General features: G+C 51.3%; 16 protein-coding genes. 14 read left to right on the top strand and 2 right to left on the bottom strand.

The annotated features are described in order from the left end of the window. The first annotated feature begins 157 nt into the window (after positions 1-157). The 13 genes from DBY90_RS11410 (at position 158) to DBY90_RS11350 (ending at position 15,708) form a co-directional block, all read left to right on the top strand. Positions 158-1,576, top strand: a complete 1,419-nt coding sequence (locus DBY90_RS11410; protein WP_070491432.1) for a lipopolysaccharide biosynthesis protein — start codon at positions 158-160, stop codon at positions 1,574-1,576. A 174-nt stretch (positions 1,577-1,750) separates the two neighbouring features. Next, positions 1,751-3,028, top strand: coding sequence for an O-antigen ligase family protein (locus DBY90_RS11405; RefSeq protein WP_070491434.1), 1,278 nt, complete (start codon positions 1,751-1,753; stop codon positions 3,026-3,028). A gap of 13 nt (positions 3,029-3,041) precedes the next feature. Continuing rightward, positions 3,042-4,115, top strand: a complete 1,074-nt coding sequence (locus DBY90_RS11400; protein ID WP_070491436.1) for a glycosyltransferase family 4 protein — start codon at positions 3,042-3,044, stop codon at positions 4,113-4,115. Positions 4,116-4,129: 14 nt separating this feature from the next. Continuing rightward, a complete protein-coding gene (locus tag DBY90_RS11395; protein WP_070491438.1) occupies positions 4,130-5,302 on the top strand; it encodes a glycosyltransferase in 1,173 nt (390 codons plus the stop codon). After that, positions 5,295-5,912, top strand: a complete 618-nt coding sequence (locus DBY90_RS11390) for a sugar transferase (RefSeq protein WP_070491440.1) — start codon at positions 5,295-5,297, stop codon at positions 5,910-5,912. The genes DBY90_RS11395 and DBY90_RS11390 overlap by 8 nt, the downstream gene beginning before the upstream one ends. Then, entirely contained in the window at positions 5,899-6,873 is a 975-nt protein-coding gene (locus DBY90_RS11385) for an ATP-grasp domain-containing protein (protein ID WP_070491442.1), read from the top strand. Before DBY90_RS11390 ends, DBY90_RS11385 begins: the two co-directional genes overlap by 14 nt. Beyond that, complete coding sequence (locus DBY90_RS11380) at positions 6,860-7,546, top strand: HAD family hydrolase (protein WP_070491444.1); 687 nt, start codon at positions 6,860-6,862, stop codon at positions 7,544-7,546. The genes DBY90_RS11385 and DBY90_RS11380 overlap by 14 nt, the downstream gene beginning before the upstream one ends. A 47-nt stretch (positions 7,547-7,593) precedes the next feature. Further along, positions 7,594-8,376, top strand: coding sequence for a formyltransferase family protein (locus DBY90_RS11375; protein WP_070491446.1), 783 nt, complete (start codon positions 7,594-7,596; stop codon positions 8,374-8,376). Continuing rightward, complete coding sequence (locus tag DBY90_RS11370; protein ID WP_070491449.1) at positions 8,369-9,544, top strand: DegT/DnrJ/EryC1/StrS family aminotransferase; 1,176 nt, start codon at positions 8,369-8,371, stop codon at positions 9,542-9,544. Before DBY90_RS11375 ends, DBY90_RS11370 begins: the two co-directional genes overlap by 8 nt. 193 nt (positions 9,545-9,737) lie before the next feature. Further along, complete coding sequence (locus DBY90_RS11365) at positions 9,738-11,630, top strand: polysaccharide biosynthesis protein (RefSeq protein ID WP_107987262.1); 1,893 nt, start codon at positions 9,738-9,740, stop codon at positions 11,628-11,630. Between the two features lie 88 nt (positions 11,631-11,718). Beyond that, positions 11,719-12,852 (top strand): polysaccharide export protein, encoded by a 1,134-nt coding sequence (locus DBY90_RS11360; RefSeq protein ID WP_049228391.1) that lies wholly within the window; start codon positions 11,719-11,721, stop codon positions 12,850-12,852. Positions 12,853-13,021: 169 nt separating this feature from the next. Next, positions 13,022-13,468, top strand: a complete 447-nt coding sequence (locus DBY90_RS11355; protein WP_003743280.1) for a low molecular weight protein-tyrosine-phosphatase — start codon at positions 13,022-13,024, stop codon at positions 13,466-13,468. Positions 13,469-13,515: 47 nt separating this feature from the next. Next, positions 13,516-15,708 (top strand): polysaccharide biosynthesis tyrosine autokinase, encoded by a 2,193-nt coding sequence (locus DBY90_RS11350; RefSeq protein ID WP_070491453.1) that lies wholly within the window; start codon positions 13,516-13,518, stop codon positions 15,706-15,708. Positions 15,709-15,959: 251 nt separating this feature from the next. Here the strand turns inward: DBY90_RS11350 and DBY90_RS11345 are convergent, their stop codons facing one another. Next, positions 15,960-16,655, bottom strand: a complete 696-nt coding sequence (locus DBY90_RS11345) for an LrgB family protein (RefSeq protein ID WP_070491456.1) — start codon at positions 16,653-16,655, stop codon at positions 15,960-15,962. Positions 16,656-16,667: 12 nt separating this feature from the next. Next, positions 16,668-17,147 carry a CidA/LrgA family protein gene (locus DBY90_RS11340; RefSeq protein ID WP_107987260.1) on the bottom strand — a complete coding sequence of 160 codons (480 nt, stop codon included), beginning with the start codon at positions 17,145-17,147 and terminating at the stop codon, positions 16,668-16,670. 14 nt (positions 17,148-17,161) lie between these two features. Between DBY90_RS11340 and DBY90_RS11335 the strand changes: the two genes are divergently transcribed. Continuing rightward, positions 17,162-18,046: a LysR substrate-binding domain-containing protein gene (locus DBY90_RS11335; protein WP_070491460.1), complete on the top strand. Its 885-nt coding sequence runs from the start codon at positions 17,162-17,164 to the stop codon at positions 18,044-18,046. Positions 18,047-18,647: the final 601 nt, after the last annotated feature.

The raw sequence follows: 18,647 nt of genomic DNA, 5'->3' as shown, positions 1-18,647 counted from the left end.
GATGATTCAGGCAGACTGCTTGCCGGCAAGTTTCGGCAGGCAGTCGGCTTTCTTAGGCCGTTTGTTTTCAGACGACCTAAGAAAGCTCTTATTTGCATGATGCGGCTGCGTTTTCAGGTCGTCTGAAAATCTCGGCGGCAACCAACCCCACCTATTTATGAATATAAAAAAAATACTCGGCTATGCCTTAGGCCCGATAGGCAGCGCGGCTTTCGGCATCCTCTCGCTTCCGCTGATTTCATGGTACTACCCTGCGGAAGACATCGGCCGTATCGTCTTACTGCAAACCGTATCCGGTCTGACCATCCTGATTTTGGGGCTGGGTTTGGATCAGGCGTATATCCGCGAATACTACGCCGCCAAAGATAAAGCGTCCCTGTTTAAATCCATCAGCCTGTCACCTTTCGTTTTAACGACTGCCGTGATTTTGGCAGTGCTTGTATGGAATACAGCTTGGCCGGCAGATTTGATTTTTGATTTGCAAGATAAAACCCTGGGTTTATTGTTTTTAATTTTCCTGTTGACCAGCCTGTTTGCGCGGTTTCTCTCCCTAATACTGAGGATGCAGGAAAAGGCCGTCGCCTTTTCCCTCAGCCAACTTACACCGAAATTCCTGATTTTGGCGTTGGTTTTGTTATTCGTTTTCAGCGGTGTCAAAACTGATACCGTCAGCCTTGTTCTTGCCTACACCGTGGCGCAAGTATTGACTGTCGCCGTTTTGACATACCAAACCAGACATGAACTGCGCGCTGCTGCGCGCGCTCCTTGGTCGTCTGAAACTCATCATGCAAGCCTACGCTACGGCTTGCCTTTGGCATTCGGAAATTTGGCTTATTGGGGATTAACTTCAGTCGACCGTTTTTCACTCAAACAGTGGGCGGGTTTGGATGAGCTTGGCATTTACTCGATGGCGGTCAGCTTCGGTGCGGTTGCCCTGATTTTTCAAAGCGTATTCTCAACCATTTGGGCGCCTTTGGTGTTCAAATGGGTGGAAGACAAAACCCATTTGGATAAAATCGGCGGTATCACTCTTTCGATGACCGAATTAATCAGTGCGATGATTTGTTTTATCGGCATTTTCTCGCCTGTCGTTACTTGGATATTGCCCGACAAATATGCTCCGGTACAGTTTTTGCTACTCTCATGCATGTTATATCCGCTGTTCTATACGCTTACGGAAGTCAGCGGTATCGGATTGAACGTTGTCAAACGGACTTGGTTGATTACAGCAGTCAACATTGTCGCTTTTGCCATCAATTTCGGTCTGCTGTCGCTACTGGTTCCCCATTTGGGGGCGCGTGGTGCGGCCATAGCAAGCGCAATATCGTTTTGGGTGTTTTGCGTCATCAAAACCGAATTTTCATCTAGGGTATGGCGCCCTCTGCCGCGGCTGAAAATTTATACCAATACTGCTTTGAGCGTACTGCTTTGCGTGAGCTACACCTATTTTGGCACAAAGGAAAACTATCCGTTGTTCGCCTTGCTTTGGCTGGTAGGACTTTCTTATCTGATATGGCGTCGCAAGTCATCCCTTATTTCGGCAGCAGCTGCTGTCAAGAGTCGTCTGAAAAGATAATCCAAAGGAAAGGAAGCAGCAGTTTTCAGACAGACACAAAACCATCGGAACTGAAACTTTTCGGCCGATATACCGCCCAATACATTACCGACGCATTCAGTCGGATTCTGCGGTCAGACAAATTGTTTCTGCATATAATAATATTTCCGAAACCGTCCCACCTCAGGAAACAAAGTGAAACTCAAAACACAAACTTTATACATTACGCTGATATACACGATTTCAACCGCCTATATGCTGGGGCCGATGCTGTCGTACAAAGCCGGGATTCCGCGTATCGACAATCCCCTGACCATCCTGCTGCTGCCTACCGCCCTGCTGATTTTTGCGTTAGAGTCCAAACGGTTCAACGGCAAAGCAGGCAGGATGCTGGCGGCGCTTGCCATCATGTGCGGTTGGGGCGGCATCCATCTGTTTATTACCACGCTGGATTCGGTCAGGATTATGGATACGTTTTTCTTCCTGTCCCTACCCAGCCTGTTTTATCTGCTGTACCTGGTATTGAGCCGGCATGAAAATCCGGTGGCGTTTATCCGCCGCCTACTGCTGTTTTTCTGCGCATTCATCGTCATCCCGCCCGCTATGGAGATTTTGACCGGCATCCAATTCGTTCAAGCAGATGAAGTATTGGCGATTGACGCGGGGATTATTAAGGGTTTCTTCTTTAATCCTAACAACTTAGGCACGACCGCCCTCTGTTTCGCACCTGCCGTTTTAGTATTTTTCAATATTAATGTCAGCAAAAAAGAATATTTGCTCGGCTGGATGCTTTTTTTATGTTTGGGCGTAGTCATTTTTGCCAGTGCGTCGCGTACCGCCACTTTGTGTTACATCATTTTGTTTATCCTGAACCTGATTTACCGTAACAACGGGCTGTTTACGCTGATGACCATAGGCGTTACAGGCGCGGGCTTGTCAATGATTCCGAAACAGTACATTGCCGATTTCTTGCTTTCCCTGCACGGCAATGCCTTTTTGGAAAACATTTCCTCACGCCTGTATTTATTCCTGTTTGATTTGGAAAGCGACAATTCGGTCGGCTACCGTCAGGAAATCTATAACTATTTCTGGGAACATCCGCCATTCCTGCTGTTGGGCTATGGCCCGAAAAAATTCCAAGAATATTTCGGCGGCCATTTGAGCGACAGTCTAGCGTTTGAAAACCCGCACAGTTTCCTTATCGAGCTATATCTCGGTTTCGGTCTGATTTCGTTGGCAGCTTTCTTATTCTATGCCGCATACTATTTCTTCTGCGTCGCCGCAGGCAGGAATATGAAAAGCAAGCAGCGCGTCATTGGGTTGGCAGCAATGGGGTTATTCCTTTTGGCGGGTTTTATCCCGTCCACCATTTTGCGTATGCCCTTCATTTGGCTGCCCTGCTTTTTGATTTTCCTGTACAGCGTCCTGCCCCAGCGCGACGCGGCGTATAACGCGTACCGATACACCCCTTGATAGAAAACACGCTATGAAAAAAATTGTTTTGACTACTTCCATGTCCGGCCTCGGTGGCACTGAAAACGCGACCTTCCGCTTAGGACGGTTGCTCAGGCAGCGTGGCCACGAGGTTGTCCTTGCCTCTTCCGATGGCCCACTCATCAAAGAAGCCCAAGCCTTGGGTATTCAATGGTATCCTATTGATTTTTATCAGGGCGGCATCTTGGGCTACATCAAAGGCATGTTCGCTTACATGAAAATGTTGAAACAAGAAAAACCCGACATCGTCCACTGCCAAATGGCGCGCATCGTTCCCGCCTGCGCCATCGCAGCAAAAATAGCTTCTCCCAAAACCAAAGTGTTCTACCACGCGCGTGGTCTGGATGCTGAAACTTATCCGAAAATCGCCAAACTTTTCGACAAGCTGGGCGTATATATCATCGGCAACTGCAGACACGAGCGGGAAAAACTCATCCGCCACGGCTTCCCTGCCAACCGCATTGCCTACACCTACAACGCTTTGCACAAAGCCGATTACGTTCCTGAAAAAACCGCCAAAGACTACGTCATGCTCGGTACGTTGTCGCGCTTGGATACCGTCCGCGCCGTGCATGTGATGCTGGACATCTTTAAGAAAATGGTCGACCGCAATATGCCCGTGCGCCTGAACGTGGCGGGCATAGGCGAAGAGATGGACAATTTAAAAGCGCAAGCGAAGCGTTTGGGCATAGACGACAAAGTCACCTTCCTCGGCGGCGTGCGCGATTTGACCGGCTATTTCAAAGACGTGGATATTTTGGTGAACACGCCGCACTGTATCGGCGACCACGGCGCAGGCGTCGGCAACAACATCCTTGAAGCCGGCCTCTACGACACACCCGTCGTGACCTACAACATGGGCGGCATTTCCGAAATGGTCATTACCGGCGAAACCGGATACTGCTTCCCCTTCGGCGAAGACGAAGCCTTTATCGAAGCCGTCGATAAACTCATCAAGCAGCCCGAGCTGCGTGAGAAATTGGGCAAAGCCCTGCATAAACACGTTGAGACCTTGTGTTCCGATGATGAAATCTATCGCACCACAATGGCCGCTTACGATATGTGAGGTCGTCTGAAAATATGAACATCACCATCGTCGCCCCCTACTGTTCGCTGCCGTCCGAGCCGCATTTCAACCGCTTCTGGTATCTTGCCGAGCTGTTGTCGCAGTCTCATGACGTGCTGCTGATTACCAGCAATTTCAAACACTACGACAAATCTTTCAGACGACCTGAAGATGCCGAATCTGCCTCGCAAGGTCGTCTGAAAGTCATGCTGCTGGAAGAGAGCGGCTACGGCAAAAACGTCTCGCTAGACCGCGTCAAAAGCCATCATGTGTTCGTCAAAAATTTTGAGCAATGGCTGAACAACTGCCGTCCGGGCGAGCAAGACGTCGTCTTTTCCGCCTACCCACTGATTGCTACTAACCTGCTCTTGGGCGAACACAAAGCGCGTTTGGGTTACAAGCTGATTATCGACGTGCAGGACGTATGGCCGGAGTCTTTCTCCTCGGTCGTGCCGTTTTTGAAAAAAATCCCGCACAACCTGCTGCCCTTCTCTTCTCGTGCCAACCGTGCCTACCGCCACGCCGATGCGCTGGTCGCCGTGTCGCAGACCTACCTCGACCGCGCCAAAGAAGCCAATCCGAACGTTCCCGGCGAAGTCGTCTATATCGGTGCGGATTTTCCGAAACTCGATGCCGCGCCGGCAAAAGACTTTGGCGACAGCAAAACCCGTTTCTTCTACTTGGGTACGCTCAGTTACAGCTATGACGTGGAAACCGTGTGCAAAGGCGTTCGGAAACTTTTGGACGACGGCGAAAATGTAGAGCTGCACATCATGGGTGGCGGCCCCGATTTGGACAGGCTCAAACAATACGCCTGCGAGGGTATCCGGTTTTACGGCTACATTCCCTACGCCGAAATGATGTCGGTCGCCAAAGGCTGCGACATCTCCGTCAACGCCATCCATTCCTACGCCATGCAGTCGATTACCAACAAACTGTCCGACTATATGGCATTGCAAAAACCGATTTTAAACAGCCAAGTCAATGACGAAGTTGCCGAAGTCCTCACCCTGCTGCCGCACGCGGACTACCGTTCCGGCGATGTGGACAGCTTCGTCCGAGCAGCCAAAGATATTCTGGCGCGCAAAAACGACCCCGTTCAATCCGACGAAATCGTCCGCCGCTTCAAGCGCGATGTGGCGTATCAAAAAATCATCACCCTGATTGAAAGATTAGCCCATGAGTAAATTCTTCAAACGCCTGTTTGACATTGTCGCCTCCGCCTCGGGACTGATTTTCCTCTCGCCCGTATTTTTGATTTTGATCTACCTCATCCGCAAAAACCTGGGCGAACCGGTATTCTTCACCCAAGAGCGGCCGGGCAAAGACGGCAAACCGTTCAAAATGATCAAATTCCGCTCCATGCGCGATGCGGTCGATAAAGACGGCAACCCGCTGCCCGACAGCAAGCGACTGACCCCTTTCGGCAAGAGACTGCGCGCGACGAGCTTGGACGAACTTCCAGAGCTTTGGAACGTTCTAAAAGGAGATATGAGCTTGGTCGGTCCACGACCGCTTTTGATGAGCTACCTGCCGCTTTACAACGAATTTCAATTCCGCCGCCACGAAATGAAACCGGGCGTAACGGGTTGGGCGCAGGTCAACGGGCGCAACGCGCTTTCGTGGGACGAAAAGTTCGCACACGATATTTGGTATATCGACCATTACAGTTTTTGGCTGGACATGAAAATCTTGTTTTTGACAGTCAAAAAAGTCTTTATCAAAGAAGGCATTTCGGCGGAGGGAGAAGCCACCATGCCGTATTTCACAGGGAATGACACAGATGAAAAAAAATAACGTACTTATCCTTTCCGCGGGAAGGCGCGTCGAATTGGTACAGGATTTTCAAACCGAAGCCGCCAAGTTTTCAGACGACGTCAAGATTTTGACGACGGATTTGGTTCCGCGTATGTCTTCCGCCTGTCACGTTTCCGACGGTTCGTTTGAAGTACCGTTGATCAATGACGATTCGTATATCGACAGCATTTTCAATCTGGCGGTACGCGAAAACATCGGTTTGATCATCCCAACCATAGATACCGAACTGCAAAAACTGGCGAATGAACGTGACCGCTTCGAAGCAGCTGGTATCCACATTGTCGTTTCCGATGCGGACTTTATTGCGCAATGCCGCGACAAACGTAAAACTGCCGACCTGTTTGCACAGTACGGCATACGCTCGCCCGAGATTTACGACCGCGAGAAGTTGGTTTTCCCTTGCTTCGCCAAACCTTACGACGGCAGCCGCGCCATCGGTGCCAAACGGATCGACACGCCTGCCGATCTGACACCTGAAGTTTTGGCAGACCCCAAATTAATGTTCTGTCAGCTTATAGATATCGAAAACGAATTTTCCGAATTTACCGTCGATATGTATTACGACCGACAAGGTCGTCTGAAATGCACGATTCCGCGTAAACGCTTGGAAGTGCGTACCGGCGAAGTCAGCAAAGGCATCACCCGCAAAAACAGCCTCTACCAAACGCTGCTGGAAAAAATGGCGGTATTGGAAGGCGCGCGCGGCTGTATCACGGCGCAGTTCTTCTGCAACGAAGAAACCGGCGAATTCTACGGCGTGGAAATCAACCCCCGCTTCGGCGGCGGCTTCCCGCTGACGTATGCCGCAGGCGGCAATTATCCGGGCTGGCTGATGCGCGAATACCTCGGCGACGGAGAAATCCCGTTTTCAGACGACTGGGAAAACAACCTCATCATGTTGCGCTACGATGCCAAGGTCTTGGTTCATGAAAACGATTAATCCCGAAACCGCCGTCATTGTCTTTGACTTGGACGATACACTGTATTCGGAATACGAATACAAGCTGTCGGGTATTCGTGCGGTCGTCAATACCGTTGTCGCACTGTATCCTGATTGGAATTCAGACGACCTATGGCGCAGCATCGACCCCGACGGCAAAAACTGGCTGGACAAGTTGTGTCGCCACTGCGGTTTCAACGAATCGGAGAAACAGGTTCTTCTGTGGCAATACCGGCTGCACCGCCCGACGCTGACGCCGTATGCCTCGCCGGATTTTCTGTCCGATCTGACCGTGCCCTTCGCCGCACGCGCACTGATTACTGATGGCAGAAGCCTGACCCAACGTCTGAAACTGGAAGCCTTGGGTCTGTCTTCCCTGTTTGACGACATCCTCGTCTCCGAAGCCTGCACTTCGGAAAAGCCCGACAGCAAACGCTTCCACTATTTACAAGACAAATATGCTGCAAAGGCAGACTGCTTCATCTATATCGGCGACAACATTTCCAAAGACTTCATCACGCCGAACGCTTTAGGCTGGATAACCATAGGATTGCGCCCCTCCGGGCGTAATATCCACTGCCACCTGCCCGAAAATTTTAGTACAGAATATCATCCCGCTTTTTGGATCGACTCCCTTCAAGATTTAGCTTCTCTAATCGATTCAAACATTTAACCATTACATAATCAAACGTACACTCACAATATTAAAAGGACTATTACATGACAAAAATATTATTCATGGGACGTAAACGGCTTTCCGCCAACCTGCTACGATTCTTATCCTTACAAGACAGTATCGAAATCGTCGGCGTATTGACCGACAGCCACCTGCAAGGCTCGCCGACGACCGCCGCTGCCAAAGAATTGGGCTTGCCGCTCTACACTTTCGACACCGCCTTGGAAGCGATGAAAGAGGGTCGTCTGAAATACGATTTAGGCTTGTCCGTACTCTACTGGCGCAAACTGCGCGACGAATTCCTGACCACACCACATTTAGGCACGATTAATTTCCACCCTGCCTTATTGCCCGAATACAAAGGCACAGGCGGCTACAACCTCGCCATCATGGACGAATTGTCCGAATGGGGCAGCACCGCCCACTATGTCGATGCATCCATCGACACCGGCGAAATCATTGAAGTGGACCGCTTCCCCATTGATTCTTCTGTCGAAACCGCCCAATCGCTCGAACGCAAGACCATGCAGGCATTAGAGCCGTTCGCACAACGCATTATCGCCCGCGCCGTCGAAGCGCAAGCCAAACTGCCGACTACGCCCAACATCGGCGGCCGCTACGTCAGCCGCGACGCAATGGAAGCCATGAAGCAAATCCATGACGGCGACGATGTCGAGAAAAAAATCCGCGCCTTCTGGTTCCCGCCTTACGACGGCGCATACGTCGAAATCGACGGTCAAAAATACACCTTGATCAACCGCCAACTGCTGGAAGAAGTCGCCCCTAAAGACTCCACCAGCCTTTTCGCAGGAAAAGCCAATGCTTAACACATCCCTCTCCCCATGGCCGAGCTTCACCCAAGAAGAAGCCGATGCCGTTTCCAAAGTCCTGCTGTCCAACAAAGTCAATTATTGGACGGGCACCGAATGCCGCGAATTTGAAAAAGAATTCGCCGCCTTCGCCGGCACGCAATACGCCGTCGCCCTTTCCAACGGCACGCTGGCACTCGATGTCGCGCTCAAAGCAATGGGCATAGGCGCAGGCGACGACGTCATCGTTACCTCGCGCACCTTCCTCGCCTCCGCTTCCTGCATCGTTACCGCAGGCGCAAACCCCGTGTTTGCCGACGTGGATTTAAACAGCCAAAACATCAGCGCAGAAACCATCAAAGCCGCGCTGACGCCGAATACCAAAGCCATCATCGTTGTCCACCTCGCCGGTATGCCCGCCGAAATGGACGGCATCATGGACTTGGCAAAAGAACATGATTTGTGGGTTATCGAAGACTGCGCCCAAGCGCACGGCGCGAAATACAAAGGCAAATCCGTCGGCAGCATCGGACACGTCGGCGCATGGTCGTTCTGCCAAGACAAAATCATGACCACAGGCGGCGAAGGAGGCATGGTCACCACCAACGACAAAGAGCTGTGGAGCAAAATGTGGTCGTACAAAGACCACGGCAAAAGCTATGACGCCGTGTACCACCGCGAACACGCCCCCGGCTTCCGCTGGCTGCACGAAAGTTTCGGCACCAACTGGCGCATGATGGAAATGCAGGCAGTCATCGGCCGCATCCAGCTCAAACGTATGCCCGAATGGACGGCACGCCGCCAAGCGCACGCCGCCAAATTGGCAGAAAGTTTGGGCAAGTTCGCCAGCATCCGCCTGATTGAAGTCGCCGATTACATCGAACACGCACAATACAAGTTCTACGCCTTCGTCAAACCCGAACACCTCAAAGAAGGCTGGACGCGCGACCGAATCGTCAACGAACTGAACGCACGCAAAGTCCCCTGCTATCAAGGCAGCTGCTCCGAAGTCTATTTGGAAAAAGCCTTCGACAACACGCCGTGGCGTCCGAAAGAGCGGCTGAAAAACGCCGTCGAACTGGGCGACACCAGCCTGATGTTTTTGGTGCATCCGACGCTGACCGACGACGAAATCGCGTTCTGCAAAGAACACATCGAAGCCGTATTGTCAGAAGCCACGGCGTAAAGTAAAAACCGCCGCACCCGTATCATCGGGACGGCGGCAGTTTACCGCTTCAGCAAAATAAAAAAGGGAATCGGCAAACAGCCGACACATACGGAAAACCAATGCTCCGTAGCAACAAACGTCTTTTCAGACGACCTTTGCATGACCGAGGTCGTCTGAAACCCGCCCACAACATTACTCAGAACATACCAAAATGAATTTGGAAACCCTGTTATCCCTACCCCGCAACGTCAAAAAAATCTTCTTCGTCATTCATGACCTTTTGATGGTTTTTATCGCCTTTTGGTTTGCTCAAAGCCTTAAAGCCCAATATTCTGACGAATGGACAAGCATGGCGAACTGGCTCGCCTTCGGCTCGACTGCCTTTTTGACCATCGCCCTATTCGTCAGACTGGGGCTGTACCGCGCCGTTACCCGCTTCGTCAGTACCCGCGTTCTGACCGCCGCCGCATTCGGCAGCCTGATTTCAGCCGTCTTGTTCTGCCTAACCACCTTGGTTTTCGAACGTAAGCTACACCTTGCCCTGCCTGTCGTTTATTTCTTGCTGCTAGTCGTCTGTATCACCAGTTCGCGTATGATTCTGCGCGCCATCCTGACCGACCGCCATAAGAAACAAATGGTGCCTGTCATCATCTACGGCGCAGGACAATCCGGCCGCCAACTGCTGGAAGCCATCAAACAAGTTAACGAATACTCCGCCGTCGCCTTCGTTGACGACAACCCCAAAATCCGCCGCACCGTCATCTACGACCTGACCGTCTATGGTCCTGAAGACATCCAATCGCTCATCGACCGCTACGGTGTGGAAAAAATCCTGCTCGCCATCCCCAGCTCCACTCAGGAAGAACGCCGCCGCATCATCCAAAGCCTCGAAAAATACAAATGCGAAGTACTGACCATCCCCGGCATGAAAGACTTGGTGGACGGCAAAATCAAAGTCAGCGCGCTGAAAAAAATCTCCGTCGTCGATTTACTCGGCCGCGACCCCGTCGCCCCCCGCCCCGAACTCATGGGCGCGGACATTACCGGCAAAACCGTAATGGTAACAGGTGCGGGCGGGTCCATCGGCTCCGAACTCTGCCGCCAAATCCTGAAATGCCGCCCGTCCAAATTGCTGCTGTTCGAACTGTCCGAGTTCTCCCTGTACAGCATAGACAAAGAATTGCGCGAAACTCAGGCAGCCGCCGGCAGTCAAATCGAAGTCGTCCCCCTGCTCGGTTCCGTGCAAAACAAAGAACGCCTGATCAGCGTCATGACCGCGTACGGCGTTGAAACCGTCTATCACGCCGCCGCCTACAAACACGTCCCCATGGTCGAGTTCAACACCATCGAAGGCATCCGCAACAACGTCTTCGGCACGCTCTTATGCGCGCAGGCCGCCGTCGAATCCGGAGTCAGCACCTTCGTGCTCATCTCCACCGACAAAGCCGTACGCCCGACCAACACCATGGGCGCCAGCAAACGCATGGCGGAACTCTGCCTGCAGGCACTCGCCGCCGAACCCGGCCAACACACCCGCTTCTGTATGGTGCGTTTTGGCAACGTTTTAGGCTCCTCCGGCTCCGTCGTCCCCGTGTTTGAAAAACAAATCGCCGAAGGCGGCCCCATCACCCTGACCCACCAAGACATCACCCGCTACTTCATGACCATCCCCGAAGCCGCCCAACTCGTCATTCAAGCGGGCGCAATGGGCAAAGGAGGCGACGTATTCGTGTTAGATATGGGCGAATCTGTTAAAATCATTGACTTAGCCAAACAAATGATTACGCTTAGCGGCCTGAAATTGAAAGATGCCCAACATCCCGACGGCGATATCGAAATTAAAATTACAGGACTGCGTCCGGGCGAAAAACTTTACGAAGAGTTGCTCATCGGAGACGAAGTGCAAAAAACCACTCATCCCCGAATTATGACCGCCAGTGAAGTAATGCTGCCGTGGGATAAATTAGATGACATAATTATGCGTATGGATTTAGCATGCGCAAATTCAGACCAACAAACCCTGCGCGCCCTGTTGCTTGAAGCCCCTGCCGGCTTTAATCCCAAAGATGATATTTGCGATTTAGTTTGGAAGCAGACCCATTAAAATATTCTGCCAATAAAGCAAGATACCCTACAAAAAAGGTCGTCTGAAAGTTTCAGACGACCCCGATAAGATTGACAAGGATACCGACATGAAAAAACAGCTTGCCCTCATCAGCCTGTCGCTGATGGCACTGACCGCCTGCAACAGCACTACCGTCATTCCCGGCTCCACCATCAACACACGCAACAAAGCCATCATTTACGATAATGGCGAAACCGTAGCAGACACCAAATTCGACAAACGTGTCGCCATCTATCCGATTACCTTCGGCCTGGTTGAAAAAATGCGCAAACCGCCGGTGTTGTCGCAAACCAACGCAGTCCTCGAACGCAGCAAAGCCGCCTACCGCTACCACATCGGCAAAGGTGACGTATTGAACATCATGGTTTGGGCGCACACCGACCTCAATTCACCCGTTCAGCAAAGCAGTCCGCAAAGCAACCAAGTCAGCCGCGGCGCCTGGGTGGACGAAAGCGGCTACATCACCTACCCGCTGGTCGGCAAAATCCAAGCACAAGGCAAAACCATAGACGAGCTGCAAAATATCCTGACAAGTCGTCTGAAACGTTACCTTAAAAATCCCCAAGTTACCATCAACGTAACCGAATTCCGTTCACAACGCATTTCCATTTCCGGCGCTGTCGGACAAGCCGGCCAACTGCCGATTACCAACGTCCCCATGACCATCCTTGATGCTGTCAACCAAGCGGGCGGCGTGGCGCAAAACGCAGACACCCAACACATCAAATGGACGCATAACGGTGTTGACCGCACTATCTCCCTACAAGACATCATGCAGTATGGCGATATGTCGCAAAACCACCTCTTAAGCAACGGCGACATCGTTTACGTCCCCAACAACAGCAACAGCAAAGTGTACATCATGGGTGAAGTCGGCCGCCAAGCGACCCTGCCTATCGGCAATCATGGCTTAAATCTCACACAGGCATTGGGTGAGGCTGGTGGCATGAACCAAACTCAAGCCGATGCAACAGGCGTATTCGTCATCCGCCGCGCACCTGAGGATGCTATCAAACCTATCCATATTTACCAACTTAACCTGAAAGACGCGACTGCTTACGCATTAGGCAACGATTTTGACTTGCGCCCCAACGACATCGTCTATGTAACTGCCGCGCCGGTTACCCGTTGGAACCGCGTAGTGTCGCAAATAACCAGCTTCGTTACCAACGTCAACTCTATCGACAGCACATTCAAATAACCTGACAGTCTGGCAACATCTGTTGTCAGGCGGAGCAGCGGTTCGGGTATGATTCGTCTGAATTCTGAATAATGTATGAACGGAATCCCCATCCAGACCGATAAAATATCCGGCCGCAAACTGTTTTATAATGATTTGACCCTATACAAGAAAAAATACCGCTTCCCTTATGTTTCAAAATATTTTAGTAGTATGTATGGGCAACATCTGCCGCTCCCCGACGGCAGAACGTATTTTGCAGAAAAAACTGCCCAACCACCGTATCAGCTCTGCCGGCATTAACGCATTGGCTGGAAAAGATGCAGATTTCCAAGCCATTAAAACTGCCCTCAAACACGGCGTTATCGTCGCAGGACATACCGCTCGCCAACTGACACCCCAGATGTGCGACGAAGCGGATCTGATTTTGGTCATGGAGCCGGCACATATCGACATGGTTGCCGACATTCAGCCATCTGCACGCAGCAAAGCCTTTTTGCTTGCCCAATGGCTGCCGAAAAAAAATATACCCGACCCATTCAAACAAAGCAGTGAAATGTTCGAAGCGGTCTTTCTACAAATCGAACAAGCCGCCGACACATGGGCGGATAAACTGAGCGGACAGGCAGAGCAATAATCTCCATCCTCCGCACAACAGAACCCGTTTAAGAAGAAAGTCTACTGATGTACAAACAATATCCCTCATCAGCCCCTGCCGGCAACGACGAAATCGACTTCGGCCAACAAATGCAAAGCCTGTGGCAAAACAAAAACAAAATTGCCACCGCAATCTTGGCAGGCGGATTGGCAGGTGCCGTAATCGGTTTGGCCTCCACCCCGCTCTATCGTGCCGACGCCATGTTGGAAATCGAAACCAAACAAAACCAGATTCTAACCGAAATCAACAACATGCTTTCCAACGAACCTGCCCCGTCCGAAGCAGAAGTGGAGCTCGTTCAATCTCGTTTGGTATTGGGCAAAACCGTTGAAGACCTACAACTCGACCAAGAAGTCAAAGCCACCTACTTCCCGATTTTCGGGAATATGGTGCACAACCTCAGCGGCAGCGACGATCCGATGTTAAAAATCGGCGCATTCACCGTTTCTGAGGACTGGATTAACAAACCTTTCAAACTGACCGTTAAAGACAGCAAAACCTATCTGCTGACACTCCCTGACGGTACAACTAAAGAAGGCCGCGTCGGCGCGCCCCTTAAAGTCAATAACGAAACCGTTCTAAAAGTCGACCGCATTCTTGCTGAGGCAGAGCAAGATTTCGAGCTGACCAAATTCTCCAAACTCAGCGCTATCGAAAATCTAAAAAACAAGCTCTCGGTCATCAGTAAAGGTAAAACCAGCCCTATCATCAACCTGTCTTATACCGATACCGATCCTAAAAAAACCAGCACTATTCTCAACAGCATCGCCGACAATTACGTCTCCCAAAACCGTGAACGAGACGTTCAAGTCGCGTCCAGCGGCTTGGCGTTCATCAGCGAAGAATTGCCTCGTCTGAAAGAAACCTTGCAAGACGCAGAAAACAAACTCAACGCCTATCGCGAACGCTCCGGTTCGCTCGATATTCCGCTTGAGTCCAAAGGCGCGCTTGAAAGCCTGACCAGCATCGAAACCCAAATCACCCTGCTCAAAACCGAAGAAGCGGGTTTGGCAGAACTGTACACTCCGGAACACCCTTCCTATAAAGCCGTTTTGGACAAACTGGCGGTACTCGAACGCGCCAAGAGCAAAATCAACCAACAAATTGCCGGCCTGCCCAACACCCAACAAGAAGTCATCCGTCTGACCCGCGACGTAGAAACCAACCAAGCGACCTACGTCCAACTCTTGGCAAAACAACAAGAACTCAACATCATGAAAGCCAGTGCGCAAGGCAACGTCCGCGTTGTTGACCATGCCTACACGCCGGAAAAACCGATTGCCCCGCGTAAAGCCGTTATCGCCGCATTGGGCGCGCTGGCCGCAGGCGCACTTGCCTCCATGTGGTTCCTGCTGCAAGGTCGTATGCGCCGCGGCATTACGTCGTCTGAAGAAATCGAAGCCCTCGATCTCGAAGTATCAGCCCTTATCCCGCATTCAAAAACCCAGCAAAAACGTGACCTTATCAAGCGCAAGTTCAAATCGCTCAAAGGCCGTTCCAACTATCTTTTGGCAAACGAGGACAGTACCGACATCGCCGTCGAAGCCATCCGCGCCCTGCGTACCAACATCTACTTCTCCATGCTGGACGCACGCAATAATATCCTCATGATTACCGGTGCGACTCCTGAAGCAGGTAAATCCTTCATTTCAGCCAACCTCGCCACCGTGATGGCACAGTCCGGTAAACGCATCTTGCTGATTGATACGGATATGCGCAAAGGCTATCTGGATCAGTTGCTGAACGTAACACCCGAATTCGGCCTGTCCGATATTCTTTCCGGGGAAGTTTCCCCGGCACAGGCTGTTACTCAAACCAACATTCCTAACCTGCACCTCATCAGCACCGGCAACTATCCTAAAAACCCGTCCGAGCTGCTGATGGACAACCGTTTCAAAGAACTGTTGTCAAACGCGCAAAAACGTTACGATTACGTCATCATCGATACCCCGCCCGTTTTGGCAGTAACCGATGCCGTCGTTGTCGGACAACATGCAGGCACAGTCCTACTGGTCAGCCGCTACGGCAATACGACTACCAAAGAGCTGGCTATCAGTGCGGAACGCCTGCGTCAAAACAAAATCACCATCAAAGGCGTTATCCTCAATGGTATGAAACGCGAGGCAAACAGCACTTACGACTACTACTATTCTTACATAACGCCTACCGAAGGCAAAAAAAATGCCAAGAAAACTACGTCAGAAAAACCAAAAGCCTGATGATAGGTAAGGTTTGTTGTCAAAAAGGTCGTCTGAAAATTTTCAGACGACCTTTTTTATCATCAACACAGTCAATTCAAAGAAAAGCTCCAAACTCCATCATTTTTGCCATAGCCTGCCCCGCATAAGCAGGAAGCAATGCCGATATGGGTATTTTCGCAATAACTATCAGCAAGGTACCACATACTGCCATCAGATTTTGCTTAACGGCTTTTCAGACGACGTTTCCAATACCTTTGTAAAACTGCTGATCAGCCCATCAGCCAAACCACCAAATGCACCATGCTCGGACCGAACAGTACCATAAACAGCCCCGACAATATCATGGTCAGGCTTGCCATCACGCCTTCGGTTTCGTGGCGTTGTCCGGCGCGGGAAGTGCCGAAACCGTGGGCGGCGTTTCCGAAGGCGACGCCGTTGGCGGTGTGGAAACGGATGCGGGTGAACGCTAAAAACAAATCGCCGAATATCATGCCGACGAAGCCGGTGATGATGGTGAACAGCGACACCAGCGAAGCCGAGCCGTGGATTTCGCCCGCCAATACGACGGCAAACGGCGTGGAAATAGAGCGAGCCATCAGGCTGTTGGTCACTTCGCTGTCGAAGTGGAACATATTGCCCATCAAAAACGCGCTGGCAACGCCGACGAACATGCCGACCAAAATCGCTATCGACAGGATGGGAAGCTGGCGGCGGATGACTTCGCGGTTTTCATAAATCGGAATGGCGAAGGCGACCGTTACCGGTGTGAGCAGGAAAACGATGCCTTGCGTGTATTTGTGGTAAGTGTCGTAGGAAATGCCTAAAAGCAGCATCAGGACGATGGTGCTGACAGAGACGGTAACGACGGGCGAGAAAATCATCAGCGGTTTTTTGCGGTAGATTTTTTTCGCTACGAAATAGGCGAAGCAGGTCCAGACGAAGCAGGCGAATGCGACGTAATCCATTTTTGTTCCTTATCAGGCATGCAGTTTTTTGTACAGGCGGCGTTTCCAGCGGTAGCAGAAATTCAGCGTCAGCGCCGTGCTGATCATCACCAGCGCAGTGCCGACTGCAATCGTCAGCACAAGCTGCCAGCCTTCGGAAATCAACAAATCTCGGTATTGCAACACGGAAACCATAATCGGGATAAAGAAAAACACCAGTTCGCCCAACACCCATTTCGCGCCGCGCTCAACCATGCCGGTTTTAATCACGCCGCTGCCCAACAAAGCCAGCATTAAAAACAGCCCCAATACGCCCGAAGAAATAGGCAGATGGGCAAAGCGCACCATCAAATCTGACACCAGCCACACCAAGCCGACCACGGCAAGCTGCAAGGTCGTCTGAAAAAATCGCGTCAGCGTATCCATAAGGTTCATCAATCCGTAATTCAAAACGAAGGCTTGATTATAAGGACGCGGTTTACGCATAATATGAATTATCTGCACTAAAATCATGCCCAAGAGGAATAATGGACTTCAAAAGCCTGCACTGCTTCGCCGAACTCGTGCGCCTGCAAAGTTTCTCTGCCGCCGCATCCGCGCTCAACCTGACCCAGCCCACCGTCAGCAAAACCATACAGGCATTGGAAGAAGAGCTGGGCGTGCTGCTGCTGGTTAAAGAGAACGGTCGCAAAAAACGCCAAGTCGCCACCACGCCCATCGGCGAAGAAGTGTACCGCCACGCGCTGAACCTCTTGCACGAACGCGACTTGCTGCTCGCCCGCATCGACGGCTACCGCCACATCAAAAGCGGCACGCTGCGGCTGGGTTTGGCACTGCTCGGCAGCGACCTGCTCAGCAACGCCCTGTTCCGCTTCCGCCGCCAATGGTCCGGCATCGAACTGACCTTCCTCGAACAAGGTTCGCTCGCCATCGAACAATCCTTGCGCAACAACGAACTCGACGCCGGACAACTGCTCGCCCCCGTCCACGAAGACTTCGACAGCATCACCTTATGCGACTACCCGCTCGTCGTCCTTATGTCGCGCGCCCAAGCCCGCCATTCCGCACTCAGTCTCAAAAGCCTGCAACACGAACAGTTTATCCTGTTCGGCTCAGGGTTCTCCCTCAACGAAACCATCCAAACCGCCTGCCGCAGCCAAGGCTTCACGCCCAACGTCGTCTGCCGCACCGGGCAATGGGACCTGCTCGCCGACATGGTGGCGCACCATATGGGCATCGCCCTTTTGCCCGAATACTACGCCCGCAAAATCAACCCCGACACCTTCGCCGCCGTCCCGCTGACCGAACCCGAAATCCGCTGGCAACTGACCATGGCGTGGAAAAAACACCAGCGTCCCACTCCCGCGCTCAGGGCTTGGCTGGACATCGTCAGGGAAGAGTTCAGGAAATAGAAAAAGGTCGTCTGAAAACCATTTTCAGACGACCTCATCGGGAAAATCTACGGAACAAAAAGATAAGGCAAACCACTTCGGCAATCAAAAAAAAGAAATAGTGCCGGATTGAAGAAGCAGGATATACACTGATTATCCGCTGTATCTCTGCGTGTGCAAAAACCATAAAAACCCAGCCCATACATAATACCGATGCCTTCAACCACTTGTTTTTTATGATATAGCTCCCGAATCCGAAACACAGGAAAGCCGATGTTGCCACAACAAATCCGTAAAACATATCACCTCCCGACGGTAAACTGCCGATAGGGAGATTAAAACAGTCCGTCATTTTTGCGTCAAACGACGCTGTCTTTGCATCATTTTTGACAAACAGGCGTAAGTAACAAAATGGAGGCTATTTCGGAGAACATTCTCCCTAAGTAACAAAATGGAGGCTGAGCCTAAGATTTAATTGAGAAATAATCCTTAATAAACCTAATCTTATTCTCCCTACTCATGCCGTGATGACACGCTAAAAGTCGTTTCATGTCCGAGAATGTGCCGTCAAGCAGATTGGTCGTATTCGGGATGTTTAAATCAGGATATTGCTCAAACACAA

Source organism: Neisseria mucosa (assembly GCF_003044445.1).
Classification (GTDB): domain Bacteria; phylum Pseudomonadota; class Gammaproteobacteria; order Burkholderiales; family Neisseriaceae; genus Neisseria; species Neisseria mucosa_A.
This window is presented reverse-complemented; position numbering and strand designations above follow the sequence as displayed.